The sequence below is a fragment of the Mycobacterium sp. MAA66 genome, assembly GCF_041261665.1.
GTDB lineage: Bacteria > Actinomycetota > Actinomycetes > Mycobacteriales > Mycobacteriaceae > Mycobacterium.
Genome location: NZ_JBGCCC010000001.1, coordinates 109,785 through 134,332, shown reverse-complemented (window position 1 = coordinate 134,332; position 24,548 = coordinate 109,785). Strand labels below are relative to the sequence as shown.

The 24,548-nt window shown below is 64.0% G+C and carries 28 protein-coding genes and 1 pseudogene; 13 read left to right on the top strand and 16 right to left on the bottom strand.

The features are described 5' to 3' along the window. The first annotated feature begins 20 nt into the window (after positions 1-20). From ABIA30_RS00630 to ABIA30_RS00620, 3 genes are all read left to right on the top strand, one after another. The gene (locus ABIA30_RS00630; RefSeq protein WP_370061123.1) at positions 21-905 is read left to right on the top strand and encodes a dihydrodipicolinate synthase family protein; all 885 of its coding nucleotides are present in this window, start codon (positions 21-23) and stop codon (positions 903-905) included. 125 nt (positions 906-1,030) lie between these two features. After that, positions 1,031-1,603: a helix-turn-helix domain-containing protein gene (locus tag ABIA30_RS00625; protein ID WP_370061121.1), complete on the top strand. Its 573-nt coding sequence runs from the start codon at positions 1,031-1,033 to the stop codon at positions 1,601-1,603. 226 nt (positions 1,604-1,829) lie between these two features. Further along, positions 1,830-3,356, top strand: a complete 1,527-nt coding sequence (locus ABIA30_RS00620) for an APC family permease (protein ID WP_370061119.1) — start codon at positions 1,830-1,832, stop codon at positions 3,354-3,356. A gap of 123 nt (positions 3,357-3,479) precedes the next feature. Here the strand turns inward: ABIA30_RS00620 and ABIA30_RS00615 are convergent, their stop codons facing one another. Beyond that, positions 3,480-4,193: a LysR family substrate-binding domain-containing protein gene (locus ABIA30_RS00615; protein ID WP_370061117.1), complete on the bottom strand. Its 714-nt coding sequence runs from the start codon at positions 4,191-4,193 to the stop codon at positions 3,480-3,482. Positions 4,194-4,221: 28 nt separating this feature from the next. Between ABIA30_RS00615 and ABIA30_RS00610 the strand changes: the two genes are divergently transcribed. Beyond that, positions 4,222-4,608, top strand: a complete 387-nt coding sequence (locus ABIA30_RS00610) for a DUF5997 family protein (protein ID WP_370061115.1) — start codon at positions 4,222-4,224, stop codon at positions 4,606-4,608. A gap of 101 nt (positions 4,609-4,709) precedes the next feature. After that, positions 4,710-5,129, top strand: a complete 420-nt coding sequence (locus ABIA30_RS00605) for a VOC family protein (protein ID WP_370061113.1) — start codon at positions 4,710-4,712, stop codon at positions 5,127-5,129. 80 nt (positions 5,130-5,209) lie between these two features. On the opposite strand, the gene nrdE is transcribed toward ABIA30_RS00605, so the two are convergent. The 6 genes from nrdE to ABIA30_RS00575 form a co-directional block, all read right to left on the bottom strand. Then, positions 5,210-7,378 (bottom strand): class 1b ribonucleoside-diphosphate reductase subunit alpha, encoded by a 2,169-nt coding sequence (gene nrdE, locus ABIA30_RS00600; RefSeq protein ID WP_370061111.1) that lies wholly within the window; start codon positions 7,376-7,378, stop codon positions 5,210-5,212. Beyond that, positions 7,345-7,797, bottom strand: a complete 453-nt coding sequence (gene nrdI, locus ABIA30_RS00595) for a class Ib ribonucleoside-diphosphate reductase assembly flavoprotein NrdI (protein WP_370061109.1) — start codon at positions 7,795-7,797, stop codon at positions 7,345-7,347. The genes nrdE and nrdI overlap by 34 nt, the downstream gene beginning before the upstream one ends. A gap of 33 nt (positions 7,798-7,830) precedes the next feature. Continuing rightward, positions 7,831-8,070, bottom strand: a complete 240-nt coding sequence (gene nrdH / locus ABIA30_RS00590) for a glutaredoxin-like protein NrdH (protein ID WP_370061107.1) — start codon at positions 8,068-8,070, stop codon at positions 7,831-7,833. A gap of 608 nt (positions 8,071-8,678) precedes the next feature. Next, a complete protein-coding gene (locus ABIA30_RS00585) occupies positions 8,679-8,828 on the bottom strand; it encodes a hypothetical protein (protein WP_370061105.1) in 150 nt (49 codons plus the stop codon). A gap of 281 nt (positions 8,829-9,109) precedes the next feature. After that, complete coding sequence (locus tag ABIA30_RS00580) at positions 9,110-10,207, bottom strand: phosphotransferase family protein (RefSeq protein WP_370061103.1); 1,098 nt, start codon at positions 10,205-10,207, stop codon at positions 9,110-9,112. Positions 10,208-10,257: 50 nt separating this feature from the next. Beyond that, positions 10,258-10,983, bottom strand: a complete 726-nt coding sequence (locus tag ABIA30_RS00575; RefSeq protein WP_370061102.1) for an alpha/beta fold hydrolase — start codon at positions 10,981-10,983, stop codon at positions 10,258-10,260. 290 nt (positions 10,984-11,273) lie between these two features. Between ABIA30_RS00575 and ABIA30_RS00570 the strand changes: the two are divergent. After that, positions 11,274-11,637 (top strand): annotated as a pseudogene (locus ABIA30_RS00570) (SGNH/GDSL hydrolase family protein); the annotation flags it as partial. Positions 11,638-11,762: 125 nt separating this feature from the next. On the opposite strand, the gene ABIA30_RS00565 reads toward ABIA30_RS00570, so the two are convergent. After that, positions 11,763-12,401: a TetR/AcrR family transcriptional regulator gene (locus tag ABIA30_RS00565; RefSeq protein WP_370061100.1), complete on the bottom strand. Its 639-nt coding sequence runs from the start codon at positions 12,399-12,401 to the stop codon at positions 11,763-11,765. Positions 12,402-12,752: 351 nt separating this feature from the next. On the opposite strand from ABIA30_RS00565, the gene ABIA30_RS00560 reads away from it, so the two are divergent. Then, a complete protein-coding gene (locus tag ABIA30_RS00560) occupies positions 12,753-13,442 on the top strand; it encodes a peroxiredoxin-like family protein (RefSeq protein WP_370061098.1) in 690 nt (229 codons plus the stop codon). Positions 13,443-13,644: 202 nt separating this feature from the next. Next, positions 13,645-14,376: a hypothetical protein gene (locus tag ABIA30_RS00555; RefSeq protein WP_370061096.1), complete on the top strand. Its 732-nt coding sequence runs from the start codon at positions 13,645-13,647 to the stop codon at positions 14,374-14,376. A 15-nt stretch (positions 14,377-14,391) separates the two neighbouring features. On the opposite strand, the gene ABIA30_RS00550 is transcribed toward ABIA30_RS00555, so the two are convergent. Further along, positions 14,392-15,090 carry a winged helix-turn-helix transcriptional regulator gene (locus tag ABIA30_RS00550; protein ID WP_370061094.1) on the bottom strand — a complete coding sequence of 233 codons (699 nt, stop codon included), beginning with the start codon at positions 15,088-15,090 and terminating at the stop codon, positions 14,392-14,394. A gap of 51 nt (positions 15,091-15,141) precedes the next feature. Here ABIA30_RS00550 and ABIA30_RS00545 point away from each other — a divergent pair, with 51 nt between their 5' ends. After that, complete coding sequence (locus tag ABIA30_RS00545; protein WP_370061092.1) at positions 15,142-16,056, top strand: alpha/beta fold hydrolase; 915 nt, start codon at positions 15,142-15,144, stop codon at positions 16,054-16,056. 35 nt (positions 16,057-16,091) lie between these two features. On the opposite strand, the gene ABIA30_RS00540 is transcribed toward ABIA30_RS00545, so the two are convergent. Beyond that, positions 16,092-17,294 carry a MinD/ParA family protein gene (locus ABIA30_RS00540; RefSeq protein WP_370061090.1) on the bottom strand — a complete coding sequence of 401 codons (1,203 nt, stop codon included), beginning with the start codon at positions 17,292-17,294 and terminating at the stop codon, positions 16,092-16,094. Positions 17,295-17,499: 205 nt separating this feature from the next. Then, on the bottom strand, positions 17,500-18,048 hold the full coding sequence (locus tag ABIA30_RS00535; protein ID WP_370063185.1) for a TetR/AcrR family transcriptional regulator: 549 nt from the start codon (positions 18,046-18,048) through the stop codon (positions 17,500-17,502). Positions 18,049-18,141: 93 nt separating this feature from the next. Between ABIA30_RS00535 and ABIA30_RS00530 the strand changes: the two genes are divergently transcribed. Together ABIA30_RS00530 and ABIA30_RS00525 are read left to right on the top strand one after the other, a co-directional pair. Further along, entirely contained in the window at positions 18,142-19,209 is a 1,068-nt protein-coding gene (locus ABIA30_RS00530; protein WP_370061088.1) for a saccharopine dehydrogenase NADP-binding domain-containing protein, read from the top strand. Further along, the gene (locus ABIA30_RS00525; protein WP_370061086.1) at positions 19,206-20,126 is read left to right on the top strand and encodes an alpha/beta hydrolase; all 921 of its coding nucleotides are present in this window, start codon (positions 19,206-19,208) and stop codon (positions 20,124-20,126) included. The genes ABIA30_RS00530 and ABIA30_RS00525 overlap by 4 nt, the downstream gene beginning before the upstream one ends. Positions 20,127-20,141: 15 nt before the next feature. On the opposite strand, the gene ABIA30_RS00520 is transcribed toward ABIA30_RS00525, so the two are convergent. The 4 genes from ABIA30_RS00520 to ABIA30_RS00505 form a co-directional block, all read right to left on the bottom strand. Then, positions 20,142-21,047, bottom strand: a complete 906-nt coding sequence (locus tag ABIA30_RS00520; protein ID WP_370063183.1) for a metallophosphoesterase — start codon at positions 21,045-21,047, stop codon at positions 20,142-20,144. Between the two features lie 17 nt (positions 21,048-21,064). Then, entirely contained in the window at positions 21,065-21,373 is a 309-nt protein-coding gene (locus tag ABIA30_RS00515; protein ID WP_370063181.1) for a cupredoxin family copper-binding protein, read from the bottom strand. 228 nt (positions 21,374-21,601) lie between these two features. Beyond that, positions 21,602-22,318, bottom strand: a complete 717-nt coding sequence (locus ABIA30_RS00510) for a Rieske (2Fe-2S) protein (protein WP_370061084.1) — start codon at positions 22,316-22,318, stop codon at positions 21,602-21,604. Next, positions 22,315-22,860 carry an RNA polymerase sigma factor gene (locus tag ABIA30_RS00505; protein ID WP_370061082.1) on the bottom strand — a complete coding sequence of 182 codons (546 nt, stop codon included), beginning with the start codon at positions 22,858-22,860 and terminating at the stop codon, positions 22,315-22,317. Before ABIA30_RS00505 ends, ABIA30_RS00510 begins: the two co-directional genes overlap by 4 nt. 256 nt (positions 22,861-23,116) lie before the next feature. On the opposite strand from ABIA30_RS00505, the gene ABIA30_RS00500 reads away from it, so the two are divergent. Next, positions 23,117-23,239, top strand: coding sequence for a hypothetical protein (locus ABIA30_RS00500; RefSeq protein ID WP_370061081.1), 123 nt, complete (start codon positions 23,117-23,119; stop codon positions 23,237-23,239). 60 nt (positions 23,240-23,299) lie between these two features. Here ABIA30_RS00500 and ABIA30_RS00495 read toward each other — a convergent pair whose 3' ends face one another. Next, on the bottom strand, positions 23,300-23,839 hold the full coding sequence (locus ABIA30_RS00495; protein ID WP_370061079.1) for an NADPH-dependent FMN reductase: 540 nt from the start codon (positions 23,837-23,839) through the stop codon (positions 23,300-23,302). A gap of 105 nt (positions 23,840-23,944) precedes the next feature. Between ABIA30_RS00495 and ABIA30_RS00490 the strand changes: the two genes are divergently transcribed. After that, positions 23,945-24,547, top strand: a complete 603-nt coding sequence (locus ABIA30_RS00490; RefSeq protein WP_370061077.1) for a TetR/AcrR family transcriptional regulator — start codon at positions 23,945-23,947, stop codon at positions 24,545-24,547. The last annotated feature ends 1 nt before the right edge of the window (position 24,548 follow it).

Below are 24,548 nucleotides of genomic sequence, written 5' to 3'. Positions count from 1 at the left end.
CGCCGAAGGAAACCACAGCCATGACAACACCATTCATTCACGGCATCATCGCCTACCCCATCACGCCGTTCACCGCAGACGGCACCGCCGTCGATACCGAAACGCTGGCGGAATTGGTCGACGGCCTGGTCACTGCCGGAGTCCACGCGATCGCTCCTCTGGGCAGCACCGGCGAGGCCGCCTACTTGAGCGAGAAGGAATTCGACACTGTCGTCGATACCACCATCGGGGCCGTCGATCGCCGGGTGCCGGTCATCGTCGGAGCCTCGGATCTGACTACGGCAAACACGGTCCGCAGGGCTCGCCATGCGCAACGGGCCGGGGCCGACGCGGTGATGGTGCTGCCGGTGTCCTACTGGAAGCTCAACGATCGCGAGATTTCTCAACATTACGCGACCGTCGGTGCGGCACTGGATATCCCGATCATGGCGTACAACAACCCGGCCACCAGCGGAGTGGACATGAGCCCCGAACTCCTGCTGCAAATGTTCACCGATATCGACAACGTAACCATGGTCAAGGAATCGACCGGCGATCTCACTCGGATGCTACGCATCAAGGAACTGTCCGGCGGGACCTTGCCGTTCTACAACGGCAGCAACCCGTTGGTACTCGATGCACTGACCGCCGGGGCCAGCGGATGGTGCACCGCCGCACCACATTTGCGGCCGCAGGCCTGCCTCGATCTCTACGCCGCCGTGCAGAACGCGGAACTTGAGGCCGCACAGTCCATCTACGACGAACTTGCGCCATTGCTGCGATTCATCGTCAGCGGCGGACTGCCCACCACCGTCAAAGCCGGGCTGGAATTGCTGGGGCGTGACGTCGGTGATCCGCGCCCACCGCTGCTGCCGTTGCAGGAATCGGCCCGCTCGGAGCTTCAGGCCATGCTCGCCACGGTATGACGCATCCCGCCGGCTGCCAAGGACTCACGGTCGCGGCAGTCGGATAGTCCCGGCCGCCGCGTGCCGACGTTGCGCGCCGGCCGTCAATGTTGCCTGTCAGACAACATTTGGATAGTCTGCGGTGCATGTCATCGGCAGTCGATCTTGACGCAGTCGGCCAGCGGCTCAAATCGGCCCGCGAGAACCGTGGGCTCACTCTTGAGCAGGTCTCTGAACTGTGCGGACTGTCCAAGGCCCACCTGTCGCGCCTGGAGTCCGGCGAGCGACAAGCCTCGATCGGCGCTTTGGTAGACCTGGCAACAGTTTTGGGAGTTCGAGTCAGCGTCCTGCTGGGAGAAGATACCGACCGGTCGGTGCTGGCGACATATCCGGCCGATGCCACTCGCCAGTCTGCCGGCGGACTCGAAATCGCGGTTTGCAGTGGATATCTCGGTTCAAAATGGATTGAGGCCCTCCGCGTCCGGGTCAAGCCGCGGCGGCCCGCCGGCCCTCCGGTCCAGCATCGCGGCGAAGAATTGCTGTACGTGGTCAGCGGAGAGCTCAAGTTCGAGTACGACGGTGCCGATTACTTGATTCCATCAGGTACTGCAGTGCATTTCGATGCGGCGCGACCCCATCGGATGACTGCGCGCACGGTGACCGAGGTGCTACTGGTGTCGTCCACCGACCACGCCGAGCTGAGCCGCATTCAGCACTAGTCCTCGTGCGAGTCGAGTCCAAGCCCCGCCGAGTCGCCATCCCAACCGCCCGGGCATGACACCGGCGTAACGTCGCATTACCAGCTCTTAAATTCAGACAACTATTTGTTGTCTGCTGGGCAACATCGCTCTAGTGTCGGTCGAGTCAGCGGCGAGTGGTGCCGCACTCAACAAAGCCGAAGGCGCGCGACTCCTCGGCGCGTCAACATCTCTAGGAGCTGAGTCCATGGCTATAGCAGCGGAACTTCCGCCCGACAGTCCTGCCAAATCGCAGTCCGCACAATCGTTGTCCGTCCGCGCCGGGGCGTTGGGATTTCCGACGCTCCTGGCTCAATCGGTGGCTTTGATCTCACCCACCATGACAGCGGTACTCATCGTGCCGCTGGCTTTTTCCTTTGCCGGCAACGGAACCTGGCTGGCCTACCTGTTCGCAACGGTCATGCTGTCCTTCGTCGTGATGAACCTGAACGTATTCGCCGGCCGGTCGGCGCTACCGGGGTCCATGTACGCCTATATCGGTCGCGGGTTGGGCCCGCGTGGCGGCGTGTTGTCGGGGTGGACGTTGCTGTGGTCGTACGGTTTCATCGCGATCGCGGGTCTCGCTGGCTTTTCCATCTTTGTCAATCAGTTCCTCGAAGCGATCGGCGCGTCCTTCCGCGTACCGGCGATCGTCGCGTTCTGCGTCAGCGCCGCACTGTGTTGGTTGGTCGCATATAAGGACATTCGCATTTCGTCGCTCCTCATGTTGGTGCTGGAGGGCCTTTCCACCGCACTCATCATTGCGCTGTGCCTCACCGTGCTGGCGAAACACGGCACCATGGTGGACACGCAGCAATTCCACCTCCACGGAGTAGGTGTCAGCGGGATCACCCTTGCCGTCGTCATCTGCATTTTCAGCCTGGTCGGATTCGAGAGCGCCACCGCATTGGGCGGCGAGGCGAAGAACCCGCTACACAACGTTCCGCGCGCAGTGCGTTGGAGCCTGGTGATCGCGGGGCTGTTCTTTGTGTTCGTCAGCTACGTCGAAGTGATCGGCGCCGGCTCTCACAATCTTCAGCTCGCAGACCTGGACGCTCCACTGTCAACCCTGTCCGACGCCTACCATGTCGGGTTCCTCAAGGCACCGATCTGCCTCGGCGCCATCCTGAGCTTTTATTCGCTCACTCTGTCGTGTGTCAATGCCGGCTCACGGATCCTGCTACCGATGGCGCGGCACGGAATGCTCAGCCGACACGTCGGAAGCATTCACTCGCGGAATCGAACGCCTCACGTCGCGGTCAGCGTCTACACCCTGCTGGTGCTCGGAATCATCTGTGTGATGCAGATTTTCACCGACCCACTGACCACGTTCGGAGACGCAGGAACATTGGCCGCGTTCGGATTCCTGTTGGCCTACTTCATGGTCTCCATCGCGGCGCCGGTGTACTTGCGCAAGCGTGGGCAGCTTGCCGGCAAGAACGTCGCGATCTCGGCCCTCGCGCTGGTCTGCCTACTCGTCCCGACCATCGGCAGCTTCTATCCGCTCCCACCGGTGCCGGTGCGGTACTTCCCCTACTACTTCCTTGCCTACATGCTGGCCGGGTTGGCCTGGCTCACCGTTGTGAGCCGACGCCGCCCGAGCACCCTCGGGGACATCGAGGCGGATCTGGAGGCCAGTGTGGACACCTGGGCGGCGCCGCCGAGCACCGCCGATCAAGCTCGGCGAGAGTCCACCGAACCAGGCAGCGGCGGACGTCAAGCGTGGGCAACCTGAGCTGACCGTGGCCGGGCACGACTGGTGTCCGGCCACGGGCGCATCTGCGGCTAGAACGCCGAATACCGTTATCCGCGAACAGCTTTCGAACCAGTCCAACCGCCAGCGCGCACAGCGTTTGCGTCAGCGTCGACCACGTTCGGCCCGGCCTGACTTTCGGGCCGCCTTACCCGCAGCGGCGCGAGCGGCCTGCTTGGCGAGGGTCTTCTCTCGTGCAGTGCGTTTCGGCGTTGGCTCGGCCTGCCCCCGCGACGAACTGGCTTTACGGCCCCGCACAATCCCGATGAACTCGTCGACCAGCGTCGGCTGCGGCCCTTCCTGGAAGGCGAGCACCACCGGGCAAGCAGGCGCATCGGCGATCGGGCGGTAGGTGAGGTCCTTGCGGTGATAGAGCCGCGCCAGTGACTGCGGAACGATGAGCGCACCCATTCCTGCAGCAACGAGTTCTATTGCATCCTGGGTAGTTTCGGGTCGGTGGTCGACTGGACTACCGGGAGCGCCCGCCCAGGCGAGGACATCGTCGAGCGGGAGCAACGTCGGCTCGCCGTCAAGATCTGTGGCGGTGATCGTGTCGACTGCACTGAGAATGTGATCGATCGGCACCACGGCCACCGCGGTCTCCTCGTAAAGCGGGATGACGGCCAGCCCCGAAGTGTCGGCCAGCGGCCGTAGCAACGCCACATCGACGGTACCGGCCCGCACCGCGGTGGCCGCGTCCGCCGCAGCGACGGCGTGCAATTGCAGCGGTACCTCGGGATGACGCTCGGCCCAGATCCGAGCCCACTTCGCGGGCGTCCCGCCGGGGACGTACCCGAGGGTCAGGGAGAGCTGAGTCACCGCATCAGGCTACCGATAGGCTGATGCCATGAGCAGGCCGAACGCACAGTCCATGAAACCCGCCACGGCGGCGAAGAAGCTGGACGTGTACTTGCCCGCGACGCCGGCCGAGTTCCAGCAGAACGCCATCACTCGCTCCGAGCTGGCCGCCCTGCAGGCGGACCCGCCGCAGTGGCTCAAGGACCTCCGCAAGAACGGCCCGCACCCGAAGAACCTGGTGGCAGCCAAGCTCGGCATCTCGATCTCGGGTCTCACGCGAGGCGATGTCGAGAAGGCACTGACCACCGAGCAGATCGATCAGCTGCTCGAGGAGATGCCGGACTGGCTGGCCGCGGAGCGCGAGAGCTACAAGATGGTGCTACAGGAGCAGCGCCGGGTGAAGTCGCTGCACGCGGACCAAGCTCGCGAGAGCTGATTCGCAGACGGCACCGGACCGATGAGTTCGGGCGCGGCCGACGGTCTACCCCCCTGTGACGGTGCCCGCCCCCGGGCGCCACGGACCAGAGGAGCCGCCCGATGCACGCCATGATTTTTGTGAACCTGCCGGTCACCGACATCGAGCGCTCGCGGAAGTTCTTCACCGAGCTCGGGTATACCTTCAACGAGAAGTTCAGCAGCGACAGCACGCTGACGCTGGTGCTAGGTGAGAACCAGTTCGCGATGTTGATACAGCGCGAGGCCTTCGACTCGTTGCACCTGGCCGAGACCGCCGACGCGTCGAAGACGAAAGAGTGTGTCATCTGCTTGGGCGTCGACAGCCGTACGGAGGTAGATGCCCTGGTGGACTGCGCCATCGCCGCGGGTGGCACGGCCGGAGATACCGACGATGAGGACTTCATGTACGGCCGCAGCTACCACGACCTGGACGGCCACTCTTGGCAGATCTTCTGGATGGACCCCGTCGCCGCAGAGGTCTCCGCTGCGGCACAAGGATGACCACAGCTAAGCGCCAAATGGCCAGTCATCGCACGCTCTTCGCGATTCACGTGCAATAACTGGCCATCGAACGTTAAGCGTCACAGCATGCAGGACACGCAACCCTCGACTTCGGTTCCCTCCAAAGCCATTTGGCGCAGCCGGATGTAGTACAGCGTCTTGATGCCCTTGCGCCAGGCGTAGATCTGCGCCTTGTTCACGTCACGTGTGCTGGCGGTGTCCTTGAAGAACAGCGTCAGCGACAGGCCCTGGTCCACGTGTTGGGTGGCCGCGGCGTAGGTGTCGATGATCTTCTCGTAGCCGATCTCGTACGCGTCCTGGTAGTACTCCAGGTTGTCGTTGGTCAGATACGGCGCCGGGTAGTAGACGCGGCCGATCTTGCCTTCCTTGCGGATCTCGATCTTGCTGGCCACCGGGTGGATCGAGCTCGTCGAGTGGTTGATGTAGGAGATCGACCCGGTCGGCGGCACGGCCTGCAGGTTCTGGTTGTAGATGCCGTGGGCCTGCACCGACTCCTTCAGCAAGCGCCAATCGTCCTGCGTCGGAATGTGAATGCCCGCATCGACGAACAGCTGCCTGACGCGCTCGGTCTTGGGCGCCCATTCCTGCTCGGTGTACTTGTCGAAGAACTCACCGCTGGCGTACTTCGAGTTCTCGAAGCCCTTGAAATGCGAACCCCGTTCGATCGCAATGAGATTCGAAGCGCGCAGGGCGTGGTACAGCACTGCGTAGAAGTAGATGTTGGTGAAGTCGATGCCTTCTTCAGAGCCATAGAGAATGCGCTCGCGGGCCAAGTAGCCGTGCAGGTTCATCTGCCCCAGGCCGATGGCGTGAGAGTCGTTGTTGCCCTGCTCGATCGACGGCACCGACCAGATGTGGGTCTGATCGCTGACCGCGGTGAGCGCGCGGATCGAGACCTCGATGGTCTGCGCGAAGTCCGGCGAATCCATGGTCTTGGCGATGTTCAGCGAGCCCAAGTTGCACGAGATGTCCTTGCCCACCTTGGCGTAGGACAGGTCGTCGTTGAACACCGACGGTGTCGACACCTGCAGGATCTCCGAGCACAGGTTCGAGTGGGTGATCTTGCCCTCGATGGGGTTGGCCCGGTTCACCGTGTCCTCGTACATGATGTACGGGTAGCCCGACTCGAACTGCAGCTCGGCGAGGGTCTGGAAGAACTCGCGGGCCTTGATCTTGGTCTTGCGGATGGCGCCGTTGTCGACCATCTCGTAGTACTTCTCGGTGACGTTCACGTCGGCGAACGGAACCCCGTAGACCTTCTCGACGTCGTACGGCGAGAACAGGTACATGTCCTCGTTTTTCTTGGCCAACTCGAAGGTGATGTCCGGGATCACTACACCCAAGGAGAGGGTCTTGATCCGGATCTTCTCGTCGGCGTTCTCGCGCTTGGTATCCAGGAAGCGGTAGATGTCGGGGTGGTGCGCATGCAGGTACACCGCACCCGCACCCTGGCGGGCACCGAGCTGGTTGGCGTAGGAGAACGAGTCCTCCAGCAGCTTCATGATCGGGATGACGCCCGAGGACTGGTTCTCGATGTTCTTGATCGGCGCGCCGTGCTCACGAATGTTGCTCAGCAGCAACGCAACTCCGCCGCCACGCTTGGACAGCTGCAGCGCCGAGTTGATCGAGCGGCCGATGGACTCCATGTTGTCCTCGATGCGCAGCAAGAAGCAGCTCACCGGCTCGCCGCGTTGCTTCTTGCCCGAGTTGAGGAACGTCGGGGTGGCCGGCTGGAACCGGCCGTCGATGATCTCGTCGACCAGCTTCTCGGCCAGGTCGGTGTCGCCGGCGGCGAGGGCGAGGGCCACCATGACGACGCGGTCCTCGAACCGCTCCAGGTAGCGCTTGCCGTCGAAGGTCTTCAGCGTGTAGCTGGTGTAGTACTTGAACGCGCCCAAAAACGTTGGGAAACGGAACTTCTTGGCGAACGCGCGGTCCAGCAACTCCTTGACGAAGTTACGGCTGTACTGGTCGAGCACTTCGCGCTCGTAGTAGTTCTTCTCGATCAGGTAGTCGAGCTTCTCGTCCTGAGAGTGGAAGAAGACGGTGTTCTGGTTCACGTGCTGCAGGAAGTACTCGCGCGCGGCCTCAACGTCTTTGTCGAACTGGATGTTGCCGTCCGCGTCGTACAGGTTGAGCATCGCGTTGAGGGCGTGGTAGTCGCTTTCACCCGGCAGCGCGTGCGTGGTGGCGGCTACAGGCTCTGCAGCTGTGACGGTTGGTGGCACGAGAGTTCCTTCCAAAATTCTTGTAGACCCTCGCGAACGGCGTCAACGTCGTCCGGGGTCCCCATCAGTTCGAGGCGGTAGAGATACGGAACACCGCACTTGCGGGAAACGACGTTGCCCGCGTAGGCGAATTCGGCACCAAAGTTGTTGTTACCCGCAGCAATGACGCCACGGATCAACGAACGGTTGTGTTCGTTGTTGAGGAATGCGATGACCTGCTTGGGCACGTAGCCACCGTCGTTGATATCGGGGGTGGCCCGTCCGCCGCCGTAGGTCGGCAGCACCAACACGTACGGCTCGGTGATAACCCCGTCGTCGATACGGCCGTGCAGCGGAATCCGGATGGCCGGGACACCCAGCTTCTGCACGAAGCGGTGGGTGTTCTCCGACACGCTGGAGAAGTAGACGAGATTGCTCATTGTTTCCCTTCTCCTTCCCCGGTTGTTTGTCCGTTAGGCGGTGACCGCCACCGTGCTGAGCGCTTTGATCCGGTCCGGCCGGAAGCCCGACCAGTGCTCGTTGCCGGCTACCACGACCGGGGCCTGCAGGTAACCCAGCGCCATCACGTAGTCCCGCGCCTCGGCGTCCAGGCTGATGTCGACCTTCTCGTAGGCGACACCCGCCTTGTCCAGCGCCTTGTAGGTCGCGTTGCACTGCACACATGCCGGCTTGGTGTACACGGTGACGGTCATCTCGGTTCGACTCCTCTTCCCCTGGAAGCTCTCAAGACGTTGATAGAAACTGACTGGCAACTACTCGGGTTACTGCTCACCGCCGAAATCTCACTTCCTTCAGCGGCCCGGCTATCCCCCGAAATTCCCGGATTTCCAGCCGACCCGGACTGTGTCTCACCTGCGGGACGAAAACCGTCCGCACCTGATTTCCCAGCCCCGGCCGGCCCTCAATCTGTGGGGGCCTGTCGGTTCGCCAAACACTACACCTAGTGGCCGACATTGCGAAGGACTACAACATGTTCTGAACAACATTCGTGAAATTCCCAGGTCGCAAGCCCAACGCCGCGACATTCTCCCGGCGTGTCGCACGTCACATTTGAGGTGTTTCGCGCTACAAACACCGGTCTACCACCGCCCACCGACAAGTCCGGGCGTCCGCGGCAGACGACATCGAGGAGGTGTGACTACAAGTTTTATTTGGCACTTACAAGTTGTATCTGTCATCCCGGCGGCAAACGGCGTCAAGCGGACCGTCCCTGCCCGGGCGCGCAAACCTAGCTCCTGAGCACCAGTACTGCCTGCTCAGGACTCAACACTTCACATCAAGGCACAACAGATGACGTCCGCTATGGGCCAATGAGCACATCAAAGGCGGGAAGATCCATCAGGTAGTCGGGCAGGCTGCCGCTGACATCCGCCGGTTCGGCGCCGTGAGCCTCATCAATCTGTTCGGCAAGCGTGTCAGCGATGGCGTTGAGCGTGTCGACCAGTCGCAAACCGTAACTTGGGCACTTTGGGAGACCAGTCCATTCCGGAGTCGTTCGATACGACGCACGATTGCCGGGGATATCACTGTCTCGTATGGGCGATGGCGCGTATCGGAACATCCCGCTCGTGACGCGCACCCATACGGTCCTCCTCCTTCAGCGGATTTCGGTGTAAGGCAAACAATTTCGCTCAACAGTGTTCGTTGACGACCGGGGGCCTTGGCGGTCGACCGCGAGGTGATCAGCCAACGCTGTTCGGTCGTGTTTGCGCGCCACGCGCCGCGGAGCCGTCAGACTCCGAGCAACCGAAGCGCCTCCAGATCTATCGCGGCGGCAGCATGGCGCGCACCAACCTCAGCGTTGTAGTCCTCGGTCTGCACGGTGTCTCCGGGTGTTAAGAAGTTCAAGAAACCTGCGATCGCGAACGTACGGTAGCTCTTCCACGCCGAATCGAAGTCGGGCGCCTCGGCGCCGTGGCCTGCCAACGCACCCAGGTAGTGGACGAGCAGATCGCGTTCATTGGCCCGCCGGTCCTCGACCGTCATCGCGCCGGCCATCGCCCACACCACGTCGTAGGCCCAATGCCCCGATGAGAACAGCTGCCAGTCATACAGACCCGCGCTGTCAGCGTCGAAAAAAACGTTGCCAATGTGCGGATCACCGTGCAGCAGGCAGATCGGACTATCTTGTTTGAGTGCGCTGAGCACTGCGAACGCGCGAACGATGCGCGCACGATCACCCAACTCGGTGGGCACACGGGCCCCCCGAGGGCGGCTGAGCTGGGTCACCCAGTTTTCCTCGGACAGCAGTGCGTCGAGCATGCCGAACTGCAGGCCATCAGGCAAAGGTGCGGCAAGCAAGGCCGGATCGGCCCAGCGTGCCGCGTGCAGCCGCGCCAAGACGTCCAGGACCTGGGCCATAGCATCGCGGTCCAAGGGGTTGTCGAAGGAACAGAACCGGATACCGCTGCGTTGCCGCAGGTCCTCCATCAGCACGGCAGTGGCGCCGGATTCCTCTCGGGCATACCAACTTTCCGGTATTCGGTCACCGAGCACGGTTGCACCGTGACCACCGCGGTAAAAGCGAATCTCTGCAGCGTTGAGCGCCCTCATGGTAGGCAACCAGAATTCCGGCATCTCGGTATCGCTGATGAGCTGCCCGGACAGCGAGGTCTTCAAGACAGCAGACAACGGTGGCTGACGCGGACCATCGCCGTGCCGCCCGTACTCAATGGCCAGCGTTGCGCGGCATGCCGAGCCGTAGCTGGCAGCGGTGACCCTCACCTGTGTGACGTCAGCACCGAGAAAATGCTGTCCTAACACCGCGGACATCCACCCTGGGTCGACATCAGCGAGCACGCGCGGCACAGAAGTATGTGCGTCAGACATTGCCAGGCTCCTACAGTACGAGGTCGAAAAGGTTTGTCCGCGCAGCGAAGTCAGCACGCCGGCGACAGCCGGCCGGCGATAATCGCCGCCAGACCGTCGGGGTCGGCGATCATCGGGTTGTGTCCGGTGTCGATGGGCACGATCTCCTGGGCGCCCAAGTTCGACGCGAAGCGAAGCTGAACTCGCGGCGGCAGCGTGCGGTCCCGCAGTGTCAGAACCCAGGTCCGCGGGATCTCGCTAGGTAACGCACTGCGGTCCACCCGTTCACGGGTGAGCCCCGGCGTATCCGGTGCGTCCGGGACAAGCAGGTCGAGGGACAACGCAGCTTGTTCTGCCGACATGCCGTTACAGAACATCTGTCGGGCCAGCCAGCGCGGCATCGGCACCTTCTCCAACAGTCGGGCCACCAGCTGAGTCGGCACACTGACGGTGTCGGCGGTTGTCTGCCCCTGTGGTGGTACGCAGCATGCCACCGCCACAATGCGCCTCACCCGCCGAGCACCCAGCCGAGTGGCGATTTCCGGTACCGTCACACCGGCCAGTGAATGACCCACCAGGACCATCGAGTCGATACCGGCATCGTTGATCTGCATGGCTGATTGCACGCACGCACTGAAATTGGTATCACCGGGCATCCCCCGCCGGCCCGGCAAATCCACCGCCAACGTTGTCGCCTCGGGCTGCAGGCGCGCGAGCGACGTGATGGTTGGACTCCAACATCTGCCGTCATGCTTGCCGCTATGGACGAAGACCACACCGTCCGCGTGATCACCCATAAGCGAACTCCGAAGTGCTATCAGTAGTTTCGACGATCATCCCGGAGGAACTACCCCGCCGCGGAAACCAAGTCGACTACGGACGCCGCACCGGGAACAGAGTAGTGCCTACTCTGTTCCCGGTGTGGCGGACACGCGCCTGCGCGGAGCCGACAAGCATGGCCCCGCGGTCAGCTGCGCACAACTCTCCCCAGCTGGAATCTGGCGCCCCTCTCAGGTTGCAGGTCCGCAATCCACGGACACGGGTCATATTCGAGGAGCTTGATCCGCTTGTGCGCCTCGCGCAGCTGCGCGGCTCACACAGACGGGCGCCGAATGCGGCGGTCGTGTACGTCAACTACACCACCGTCCTTGCCCGATACCGGATACTGCCCCGACAAGCTGCCCATCATCAACGCGCAGTTCGACAGGGCGCCGCAGCTGGCGAAAACACTGATCGCCAAGACGGAGGAAGCCGCACGCGTGACCGGATCGCTGCTGGTCTCCGCTGCCGACCTGACTCTCGGTCACGATATTTGCTCAGCCGATCCGTGGGTCTACGGGTACACGTTCTCCGCGAGCCCGCTCAACTACGGGCCGATGGCCTACCACCCGACCCTGCGAGCGATGGCCACGATCGCCGCCCAGATCAACAAGGTCCTCGGTTCGAGGTAACCCCGTTCCAACGCAGAAGCGGCCGCGTGACGGCGCTCGGGCTGGCTGTGAGCCGACTTCGACCCTCGATGCGAACCCTGGGGCTGTCTCACATCTAAATCAGCGATGCCAATATTTGCGGTGTCTTAGCGGACGCCGAGGATGCGCAGGTGCTCGATCATGGCGTCGACGGCGGCTTCGAGTGGAGCAGTGCTTCGGCGGATCTGACTCAGTAACAGGCCGCCTTGAATCGCTGCCAGCATGGCCAGTGCGAGTCGATCGATATCGGTGCCCGCCGGTAGTTCGCCGCGACCCGCGACGGAAGTCAGTCCGTCGTGAATCATTTTCTCCCACTGCGCAAATGAGCGCGTGAGCTGAGCGCGTGCCAACGGATCGATTTCTGCGAGGTCGCTGGCCAGCGACCCGATCGGGCAACCTCCCACACAGCCCAGCTCACGGACCAGGCCGACCATGATGTCACGCCAGCGGCGAAAGTCATCGAGACATTCCAGGTGATCGAGACCTAGGCGTTGTACCGACAGGACCCGGTCGGTCTGGAAGTCGATGACCGCCGCTACCAGATCGCCTTTGTCAGCGAAGTAGTGGTACATCTGCGATGTACTGACCGTCGCTGCTTCCTGAATGTCTTCGATCGTGGTTCGTGAGACGCCGTGTTGGGACATCAGTTCTGCCGCGGCCGCAACGATCCGCTCCCGGGTCGCGCGCCCTTTGGGGGTGAGTTTATCTGGTGCACTGGTGGGCAAGACGGGAGTCGCTTTCTGCACGGTTACCGATGATTGGGTGCCACCTACGTTGGTGTGCAGCGACCTTTCCGCCAGGCGGCGATACCGCCGGCCAACTGGGCGCCACCACACTCCAGATGCCTGTGACGCCTGCGGCGACCAGCACGGTTTGCCCGGCAAATTCTGTCAGCACATGCACCTCGTGGTTGTCGCGTGGTCAAGGCTCATTGCAGTCGCAGCAAAATGGAGTGTCAACTCCAAACTAGGTACAGAGTCCGTCCGCATTTTGGAGTTGACACTCCATTTTTGCCCGCGCAGGCTGGGATCCGTCGAACGTTGAGCGCACATCGGAACCGTTGTGCGGCATCGGCATCCACCCGAAAGGCACTATCGATGACAACCACTGCCGGCACCAACCCCACGACGATCGCCGACCGCGTCGCCGCTATGCAGGCAGGCATGGCGGGCCAGCTCCCCGACCAGATCCGGGAGGCGTTTGCCGCCGATCAGGCAGGGCTCGATACCCGCGGAATCCCGTCTGGGGTAGCCAAAGCCGGCGAGACACTCGGCGACTTCGATCTGCTCGACGCACACGGCGCCCCGATCACGCTGTCGAGCGCACGAGCCGGGCGTACCGCGGTCCTGGTGCTCTACCGCGGTGTGTGGTGCCCGTACTGCAATCTGGCGTTGCGCGCCTATCAGGAAGACCTGGCCCCGGCGCTGGCCCGCGAAGGCGTCGCACTGGTGGCGATCAGCCCGCAGAAGCCGGACGGGTCATTGTCCGCACAGGAGAAGAACGAGCTCGCCTTCACCGTCCTGTCCGACCCTGGCAACACCGTCGCCGCTCGTCTCGGCGTGCTGACCGCACCCACCGAGGGTGCACAGGCCGCGCAGCGCACCCTCGGCCTCGATCTGCCGAGCGTCAACGCCGATGGCACTGCTGAGCTCCCCATGCCCACGGTCGTCATCGTCGACGCGGCGGGGGTGATCCACTGGATCGACGTGCACCCCAACTACACCACCCGCACCGAAGTCGCCGACATCCTCGCTGCACTCAGGACCGTTTCCCGAGAGAACCCGTAACGGGCTTTGACTGCACTAGCAGACCCTGTTGCAGCTGGTTGTCGCCGACGGCTTAGAAGGACGGCGTGAGGTAGCGAGCCGGCCGCAGCCAGTGAAAGTCCGTAGCAGCAATGTTGCCTCCCCTTCGGCACTGGCCAGCAATGCGCTAACTTGTTTTAATAAAGTTCACATTAAAAACTAAAGCCAAGGGGCGGCGGGCTGGATGAGCGCATTACTCGAGGAAGTTCTCACCGCGCACGGCGGCGCACAGGGTTGGCAGTCCATATCCGCGATCACGGCACACGGACGCATCGGCGGCCTTCTGCCACAACGCTTTCCCAGCAACAAGCTGGCACGCTTCACCGTTACGGTCCAGCCAGCCGAGCGGCGCACCGTCCTGCACGACTTTCCGCATATCGGCGAGCGTGCGGTGTTCGACCGGGGCGAGGTGCGGATTGAAACTCGCGACGGGCAACTCATCGACAGTCGAACCGACCCGCGTTCGGCGTTTTTCGGGCTGAGCGGCGTGCGTCGCAACGTGCATTGGGATCCGCTCGATCTGACCTACTTCGCCGGATACGCCTTCTGGAACTATCTGACCGCACCACTGCTGATCACCCGCGACGACATCACCGTCACGGAAGGCCGACCGCGGCAGCGCTCTGGCGAGAGTTGGCGCCGACTGCATGCGACGTTCCCTGCAGAGATCGACACCCACTGCCGGCAGCAGACGTTCTACATCGACGCCGATGGCCTGATCCGCCGGCACGACTTCGTCGCAGAACCCGTCGGCCGCTGGGCCACAGCGGCGCTGTACTGCGACCGACACCGCCCGTTCGGTGGACTGATCTTCCCTACCAGGCGGCGAGTGCGCCCACGGGGTCCCGGCGGGCGGGCCCCGTCCCGACCAACCTTGCTGGCACTCGATTTCGACGAGATCGGCATCGAGCGCTGATCGGCCGCGCGCCGCTTACTCCGGGAGTCCGGCGCCGATAGTGGCATCTCCGAGCGTGAGCCAGGGCGGCGTCTCGGCGCCAGGGCGGCGGGGAGCATCGAAGATGGCTCGCGCGGCAGATTCATCACCGTCGATGCCAACGAGCCCCACAACATGGTCCAGGGCCAACACACCTGCGGCCAACCCGAGAATGATCTGACCCTCGCCACTGACGATGACATCAAGCTCGCGGCCATCGGGGGCCGTCACATTGAAACCTGTACGGGTAGAACGGATCTGGATGAGGTCGTCGTCGACGGCCACCCCCACAGTCACTGATCGACGGGGTGGCACTCGAACGCCAAGCAGCGCGGGCAGGGCGACCAGGAGCCCATCAGCGCGGAAGCTGTCGCCTTCGGGCCCGCGGATCATCATCGGTGTGGACCAGCGGATCAGACCCTCGATCGGCTCGCGCAACTGGGCGCCCCACGCGGTGAGGACGTACGTGATCGCCCTGCTGTCATCGGTCAACCGCCGCTCGATCACACCGGCAGATTCCAGATCGCGGAGCCGATCAGCCAGCAAGTTGGTGGCAACGCCGGGAATTCCCTCGCGCAGCTCCTGATAGCGAGCCGGCGCAATGAGCAACTGGCGGACGATGAGCAGATTCCATCGTTCGCCCACCACATCGAGCGCGCGAGCCAGCCCGCAGTACTGCCCGTAACTTCGACCCACCCCAACTCCTTGACTTTTTAAAGCTGACTTGACTATACCAAGCATAGCAACGTGGAGAGGGTAACCATGACCGTCACCGAGCGACCCGCCTGGGTCGACGACGAGTTGTTCCCGTTTGAAAGCCGATTCATCACAATCGACGGGCACCGCGTGCACTACATCGATGAAGGTTCAGGACCGACGCTGCTGTTTCTGCACGGCAACCCCGCCTGGTCATTCGACTACGCCAAAGTCATCGAATCCCTGCGGCACGAATACCGTTGCATCGCCGTCGATTACCCCGGTTTCGGACTCTCGTCGGCGGCGCCGGGATACCGATATCTACCCGCCGACCACGCCCAGGTAATCAGCGCGTTCGCGGAATGCCTTGCGCTGACCGGCATCACACTGGTGGCTCACGACTGGGGCGGTCCAATCGGGTTGGCGACAATGCAACAACACCCTCGGGCCTTCGACCGGCTGGTGTTGACCAACACGTGGGCATGGCCGGTCAGCGACCCACTGATACAGGTCATGTCCCACGTGATGGGCAGCCTGATCGGACGCCTGGCGATTCGGCAGCTCAACCTGTTCGTCAACGTCATGATCCCCATCGGGCACCGGCTGACCAAACCCACCGGCAGACAGATGGCCCACTACCAAAAGGCCCTAGACAGCCCCGCCCGACGGGAGGCCTCCGCGGTCTTTCCCCGCGAAATCACCGCCAGCAGAGCCTTTCTCGCCCAGATCGAAGCCGGACTTGCCGACCTCGCATCGCTGCCGACGCTCATCGTGTGGGGCGACGCCGATTTCGCATTCGGCACCAAGGAACTGCGACGATGGGAACAGACCTTCACCGACCACCACACCGTGATCATCTCCGGTGCAGGCCATTTCGTGCCCTCTGATGCTCCCGATCAGTTCGCGGCAGCCCTCCGAGACTGGCTCACCCAACCACCGGCCGGCCGACCCCGCGCCATAAAGTAACGGAGCCGCAATCCACAGGTCCCGTAGCCGACGCATCACTGGCCGATGTTCGCTCCGAAATCGTCGGACAGCACTGCCGCCAGTTCGGCGATCCGACGTTTGTAGGTGTCACCGAGCAAATCGAAATCGATGGCGACACCGGCTGCGATGTGCTTGTCCCAGGGCAGATTGATGACGCGCCCCGGCATGATGTGTCGCTCGAACTGCGCAATCAAGGCTTTGGTGTCGACGGTCGCCGCGCCTTTGGTCACGTGGTTGATCACCACGCATGATCGGGACACCAGGTCTTCGTATCCGTTCTGGCGCAACCAGTCCATGGTGACCGCGGCTTGCCGGGCGCCGTCGACGGTCGCGGTGGTGACAATGACGACATCGGAGACGGTGGAGAGCACGCCGCGGGTCGCGGAGTGGAACAGGCCGGTGCCGCAGTCGGCCAAGACCAGGTTGTAGTACGGCGAGACCGCCTCGACGGTGCCTGTCCAATCAGTCTCGTCGAAGTCGCGGCCTGCCAGGCTGTACTGCGGCGAGGCCAGCACTTCCAAGTTCGCGTCGTTCATGACAGTGTACGCACGCAGGTCGTTGTAGCCGCGAATGTTCTTGTCGGACAACAGGTCCAGGATGCTCGTCTCGGGGCGTCGGTGAGCACGGTCGGCCAGGTTGCCGCAGTCCGGGTCGGCGTCGACCGCCAGGATTCGGTCACCCCGAACCCGCGCCAGGAGCGATCCGAGTGTCACGGTGACCGAGGTCTTGCCGGCACCGCCCTTGAGGCCGAGAACGCCGATCTGGTACGGGCCGAGGACGTTGCGGCGGACACGTGCGTACAGGTCGCGTTCGTAGAGTTCGTCGCGGGAGCGGCCCAGGTTGATGCGGGTTGTGGCGTACAGGGCGTGGCGCCAGCCCCGCCGCGGCGCGGGTCTGGCGACACTGCGCGCGGTAACCGACGCCATGGTTTCGGTCGCAGTGGGCAGGCCCAGTTTGGCTACCGCATCCGGGGACATCCGCAGACCGGGCCAATGTCCCTGCGGTTGGGGCTGGGTGCCGTATTGCGGTGCGTAGTGCTCAGCGCCGCCATACGGCGCATAGGGAACATTTGCAGGAACTGCTGGGTGTGCCAGGACCGCGGGAACCGGCGGAAATTGACTCGTCTGAGCATCGCCGTCAGATGGAGCCGCGGTCACCGTGGCGTCAGCTTGGACCGTATCTGTGCCGTGAAAATGCTGGTCATTGTCGGTGGTCATGCAGAAACCTTTCGAGGCGTGTACCCCCAGGCACACCAATTCAGTCGCATCGACCCTACGCCGGGAGGCTTGGCACCGCCTCTGCAAGCGGCCGTGACCAGGCATTGGTGACCCGTGGCCCGGCGGAATCCGGCGGCGGCAGGACCGGCCACCGCGACCGCAACCCAACCGAAGCGGGCGGGTGCCGCCAGTTTCGGGTAACCGGTCAGCCGGCAGCGCCACACGCCGTCAATGCGGCCTCGATGGTGGCGTTCACGAGCACGTCGTCAATCGGCCCGATCGGAGGCAATGCCGCACGAAGCAGCAGCGGACCGGTCAACAGGTCTGAGATCACGCCCGGATGCGACGGCGGCGGGATCTCACCGCGATCGGCGGCCCGGGCGAGCATCGCCGCCACCGACCGACGCCGGGGTTCCATGAAGCGCGCATAGAACACCTCGCCGAGCCGATCGTCGTTCCTGAGTTCACTCAGCACACCGGCCAACGCCGCCTGGACCATCGGATCGACGAAGAAATGGCGCTGGAGTTCCTGTATCGCCCGCAGGTCCTCACGCAGATTGCCGGTGTCCGATGCGGGATCGATCCCGAAACGACTCACCAGCAGTGCGACCACGAGCTCTCCGGGCGTCTTGGCTCGACGGTAGATCGCCGCACGGGTGGTGCCGGCCATCTTGGCGATGCGATCGATGTTCACCGCCGAATAGCCATGCGAAAGCAACACCGCCTCAGTCGCATTCGCGATGGCGGTGTCCAGAGCAGTGTCGCGTGGGCGACCTCGAAGACCTGACATGTGATCACCAGAACCATAACGTTGACCAATTAACGATGCACACTGTATCGTAACTGCATGAAGACAATCTGGGTACTCGGCGCGACCGGTAAAGGCGGCCGCGCCATCGCTTCTGAACTGATCGGCGCCAACGCCGACGTAGTGCTCGTCGGACGTGACCACGACCGACTGGCCGCTGCCGCGGCATCGCTGGGCGGGCACAGCCGCACGATTGTGGCGCCGGGGCCTGCCGAATTGGCCACCCTGATCGCAGCCGAAAAGCCGACCGTCGTGGTGAACACGATCGGCCCATTCGGTGAGACGAGTGGGCCGCTGGCCCGCGCCTGCCTGACCGCCGGAAGCCACTACGTGGATCTTGCGAACGAGCTACCGCCGGTGCTGGCGGTGCTGGACATAGATGCCGACGCACGTCGACAGGGAGTCACGCTGGTCACCGGAGCAGGCTTCGGTGTGCTTGCCACCGAGGCGCTCGTCGTCGAGTTGGCCGGCGGCCAACCGGCAGCAGCCCGCGCGACGGTGGCCGCGATGCCCACCGTGGACGGCCTGGGCTCAGCCGTGCTCGCCAGTGTGATCGATGCAGTCGGCTACGGCGGGCGGCGCTATCGCGACGGACAGCTGCAGCGGACCCGCCTGGGTGCCGACCACGCGTGGATTCCGTTGCCGGACTTGCCCGCAATTCAGGCCCTCGCCGTCCCAACCGGTGAGCTGGAAGCAGCGCGCCGCGCATCGGGCGCCGACGACGTGGTGGCCTTCTCCAGCGAGGTGCCCAGTGGGCGGATGGTGCGTGCGGCCCTACCGGTGCTGTCGGCGCTGTTGGCTGTGCGATCGATCCGGACCGGGTTGCAGCGGCTGATCAGTCGCGCTCGGTTGACTCCCCCGGCCAAGTCCGGCGACGTCTCGTGGGCGTATGCCCGGCTCGAGTGGCCCGACGGCACGCATCGTGAGGCATGGCTGCGGACCGGCGAAGGCTACGGCTTCACCGCCAGGGTCGCCGCCCACACCGCCACGCGGCTGAGCGACGGCCGGGGCCTTCCCGGAGCGTTCACCCCGGGTGCATTGTTCGGCGCCGAATTGGCCCGTGACGCAGGCGCGCAGATCATCACACCGGGCACGGTGGCATCGTGACTGCGCACGCTGTCAGCCGCCGCCAGTTACGAATTCCGGCACACGGCGATGAGCTCGATGTTTGGGTATATTTGCCCGACACCGACCGCCAAGGCCCTGTTCCCGTCGTCGTCATGGCACATGGCATCGGAGGCATCAAGGCCGGTGGATTGGCCCCGTTCGCAGAAAGATTCGCGCGCGAAGGATTCGCGGCCGTGGTGTTCGACTACCGTCACTGGGGCGAATCCACGGGCGAGCCAAGGCAGTTCCTCTCGATCCGTCGGCAGCTGGAGGACTACCGCAGTGCGCTGATGTGGGCACGCAACCAAGAGGAATTCGACGCGACGCGAATATTCGTGTGGGGCACCTCATTTGCCGGGATGCACATCGTCGAGCTGGCGGCCAGCGAACCTGGCCTGGCCGGCGCGATTGCCCAGTGCCCGCTGGTGGACGGTCCGGCCGGGCTGACCAAGATCCCGCCGACCCGCGCGCTGCGCCTGACCGCACAAGCACTGGCGGACCTGGCCGGGTCGGTGTTTGGCCGGCGCCCGCGGTACCTACCGATCAGTGTCCCCCCAGGACAATTCGGCGTGATCGCGACCGACGACGCAATGGTCGGCATGGACAGACTCGACCCCGGAGACGGTTCGTGGTCCAACGAGATCACCGCCCGGTCGCTGCTGGATGTGACGGTGCACCGACCGGTCAAACACGCCGGGAATGCCCGCTGCCCGCTGCTGATGGTGGTGGCCGAGCACGACACCATGGCGCCCACTCGGCCGGCGCTGAGCGTGGCCGCGAACGCGCCCCGAGGAGAGTTGTACCGAAGCCGCGGTGGCCATTACGACGTCTACGCCGGCGGTCTTGACCACGAGAACGTACTGCGAGTCGAAACGTCGTTCCTACATCGACATTCCGAACTCACACCAAAGCCGTAGTCGCCCACGGCAGCATCACGACAACATCTGCTCTTTGAGCGCCAGGGTGTGCTGTCCGGTGGTGTAACTGACCTCCCGGATTCCCAGTGCGTCGTGCAGCTTGCCGGCCGGCAAGGTCACCGGTTTGGGCGCCGGCCCGTCTCCGGGGTGCGGCAGTGGATAGGCGGTGGTGGTGCCGCTGTGGAACGCGACGTTGCCCTCGGTCTTGGAAAAGACTTGGTGCACATGACCGTTCAGGCAAGTCACGGAGGCGAACCGACGCAGATAGCTCAACGCCTGGGCAGCGTCGTCGGTCCCCCAGCCCCAGTCCGGATACATGGCGAACAAGGGGATGTGGCTGAACATCACGATCGGGGTGTCGCTGGAGAGCGCCGCCACGTCTTTTTGGACGAACTCGAGCTGATCGGTTCCTAGGTGCCCCAGTTTCTTCAGGTTCAGGGTGTTGACCAAGCCGATGACGTGTACCCCGGCGACATCGAAGCTGTACCAACCGTCACCGCGGGTTCCGGACCCGAATACCTTGCGGTACTTGGCGCCGGCATCATCGGCGGTGTCGTGTTCGCCGGGCACGGTGAACACATGCGGCGTATGCAATCCGCCCATCATCTGCTTGACCTGATCGAACTGTCCGGGCGTGGCCAGGTGCGTCAGATCGCCGGTGTGGATCACGAAATCCGGTGTGTAGTCGAGATTGTTGATGGTGTCGATCGCTTGGGCGAACGAGCCGGTGACATCGGTGTTGGCCGTTCCGGTGAATCCGATGTGACTGTCGCTGACCTGGGCGAAACGCAGGGCGGGGCGCTGCGGCGCCGATCCGCCAGAGCTGCCCGCGACGTGGGAGATCACTTCACCACCGGCGACAGCCAGTCCGACGGCGGCGCCGAACCAGGCCGTGTGGCGGATCAGCTGCCGCCGGCTCATCTGCTTCGACTCGGCGTTCACGGGGTCACCACCACGGTGCCGTGCATCATCGGATGAATTCCGCAGACATAGGCGAAGGTGCCCGGCGTACTGAAGGTGTAGGTGAAGGTGGCGCCCGAACCCATTGTCGGGGACCGGAACTGGCCGCCCTCTGCCACGACGTTGTGCGGTTCCTCGTCGTGGTTGGTCCAGGTCACCGTGGCGCCGACCGGGACAGTGAGCGTCGCCGGCGCGAACGCGAAATTGTCGATGTTCACCGCATTGGCGCCCGCCGGCGCCGGCGCGGCGCCACTGGATTTCGGCGCAGGCATGGGCATCGATCCCATGCTCGGCGGCGAGCCGCCACCCGTCATTCCGGGTGTGTCACTGGCGGATGGCCCGAAATCGATTGTAGGTGTTGGTGATTGCGGCGGCGGCGCGGAGCATGCGGCCAACAACAGGACGGCGCCCGATAGCGCAGCCAGGAATCGTCGGGACACGACAGGTACCTCCGTGATCGTGGGGCGGCGTGCGTTGCGCACCCTCACCGTGAGATACGGAGGCGGGTTACACCGTCAGGTCATGCCGTTCCAAGTGGCGGGCGCGAATACCTCGATGACGCCGTCGACCTCACGAATATCCAACCTGGGTAACGGTTTCGGTGCGATCGGCAGCTGGTGGGTCAGTACCACACCGTCTGTCGCGAACGACGTGGAGTGGCACGGGCACCGCAACCGGTCGTCGGGCGCGTCGAACCACAGCCGGCAGCCCTGATGGGTGCAGACACCGGAAATGCCTTGTACGGTGCCGTCCACCCGCCGGACGAATCCCACCACTGAGCCGATGTCGAACGGCCGTACTGCACCTTCGGATACGTCGGAACTGTTGGCGATCTTCTGCCAGGTTCCTTCGGTGGGCACCAGTTCCTGGCGCGCCTCGTTCGGTTCGGCCGGCGGCATCGGACCTCCGCGTTCGGCCAGTCCCCGGTCGACGGCCACCGCGGCCACGGCGGCAGTAGCGGCGGCCGACGTACCGACGATCACCTGACGACGATTGGCGCCGATCCGACTTGGCTTTCCGGCCGGCTCCTCAGTGCCGTCCAGCGCAGCGGCCAGTCGACCGTGGAGATCGGCGAGAAACTGCGGCCGCGGCTCGTCAGCTCCCGGTCGCGCCGCCGTCAGATCAATCGCCATCCGCAGTTGCGCGGCGTCGAAGTCATCGGCGTCAAAGCTCTTGGGTTTGCGGCCGCGCAGCAGATCATCGAGGTACCTGCGCAATCCGCGCGCGTTCATGGCTCCCCCTTTTCGTTGATCTGTGCCGCCAATCGCAGCGCCCGGTACTGCAGCACCTTGGCATTGGCGACGCTCACCCCGAGTTCGGCCGCGGACTCCTTGATCGAGCAGGTCTGCAGAAAGCGCAGCTCCAGTATCCGCCGATAGTTGTCCGGTAGCGCCGCAAGCACCGCGGCGACACGGGCAGGCGCCGTACTGATCGACGGCTCCGATTCGGGCGGCGCGGCGATATCGACCTCGATCTCGGTGATCTCGCGCCCCATGGACTCGCGCCAGTGCGCGGCCAGCACCGTGCGGGCCGTGCTGCGTAGATACGACCGGACCTCAGCCGCACTGGCCGTCAACCGCAGCGGTCGCAGCGCAGCCAGAAACACCTCGGCTGTGAGGTCTTCGGCATCGGCCTGGTTGCCCACTCGGGCATAAATAGTGCGGTACACCCAGCTGACGTTGTCCTGGTAGACCGATTCCCAGTCGGGATAGCGCGAATCCGACGACACCACCCGCAGTGGTGGTCGGTGCACAGGATCGCGCTGTGCGGACACGCTCGCCCCATCTCGCCGGTGCGGCTCGGCATACCCGAAACCGCCTCAACCAGAAGATAGCCACCCGGGTTACAGCTCCGCGAGGTCAAACGAACCAGCTGACCAGCCCACCCCATTGTTGCCGCAGGACGTCGGGATCGGATTTTTTCGTCGGTCGCGGATATCGAAGGCAGCGGCCGGCACTCATAGCGTTACGGATACAGCAGCCACCCCAACGAACTGGAGTCACGATGATCGAGCGAATCGCGGTGCCGGCATGACCTTCACCGGCGCAGTCATCATCCTTTTCATCGCGCTGCTGCCGGTGCTCGGTCCAGCAGCGGTCACAGCGGTGGTGCGCGCCGTGGCCGCCCGCCGCGATACCCCTGACGCCTGCTGACACACAATGAGCCGCCGCCATCCGGACACGGGGATGGCGGCGGCTCATCGGCCTGTCGGATCAACCGACCTCGGCGGCCAGCTTGCCCACGACCTCCCGGACGCCTTCGACCACGTCGGCGTTGTCCCGCGGGTGCTTGTCGCCAAACACTGCCGCCTGCAGGGACAACTTGACGTCGATCACCTGAGCGCCGGCGATGCCGAACGACTTGCGGGTCTCGTCATGTGCCCACACACCGCCGTACTGGCCGGCCGAGGTTCCGATCACTGCCAGCGGCTTGCCGACCACGGCGCCACTGCCGTACGGGCGGGACAGCCAGTCGATGGCGTTCTTCAGCACGGCCGGGATGGTGCCGTTGTACTCGGGCGTAACCGCCAGCACTGCGTTGGCCTCGCCGGCCACCTGGCGAAGCGCCGCCACTACCTCGGGCACCGTCTCGCCGTCCAGGTCTTCGCTGTAGAACGGCAGTTCACCCAACCGGTCGAATACCTTGACCGTCGCGTCCGCCGGCGCGGATTCCACCGCGACATCGGCAAGCTGCCGATTCAGCGAAGCCGCCCGCAGGCTGCCCACGAGTGCCAAGATCTTGATATCCGACATGTCATTCCCCTTGTTCGTGTGTTCCGTCGGTCCGCGGTGAACCGATCGTTGCACACAATAACCGGACCGTGGTCCGATTCATTCCGGCTGAGCTAAAGTGCGGATATGACCGAGGTGCGGGCGGGACTGCCGATGACCGTCACCGCGCCATCCGAGCGCGGCGACGCCGCGCGCAACCGGGCGTTACTGCTCGACGCCGCCCGTCGGCTGATCGATGAGCACGGCACCGACGCGGTCACCATGGATGCCGTGGCGGCTGCGGCCGGCGTCGGCAAGGGCACCCTATTTCGCCGCTTCGGCAGCCGCGCCGGCCTGATGCTGGTGCTGCTCGACGAGGACGAAAAGGCCATGCAGCAGTCGTTCATGTTCGGCCCTCCGCCCTTGGGGCCCGGTGCATCGCCGCTGCAACGACTCATGGCCTACGGGCGCGCCCGGCTGCAATTCGTCTGGAATCATCGAGCCCTGCTATCCGACGCCGGCCGCGACCCGGCAAACCGGTACAACGCGCCCTCGGCCGTGCAGCACACCCACGTACGGATGCTCCTCACCGCCGCCGACACCACCGGGGACCTCGACGCCCAGACCGCGGCGCTGCTGGCCCTGCTGGACGCCGACTACATCACCCACCAGCACGACGACCTCGGCTACGGCTTGACGGCCCAGGGCGACGCGTGGGAAAGCCTGGCGCGCAAGCTTTGTGGCGTCTGAG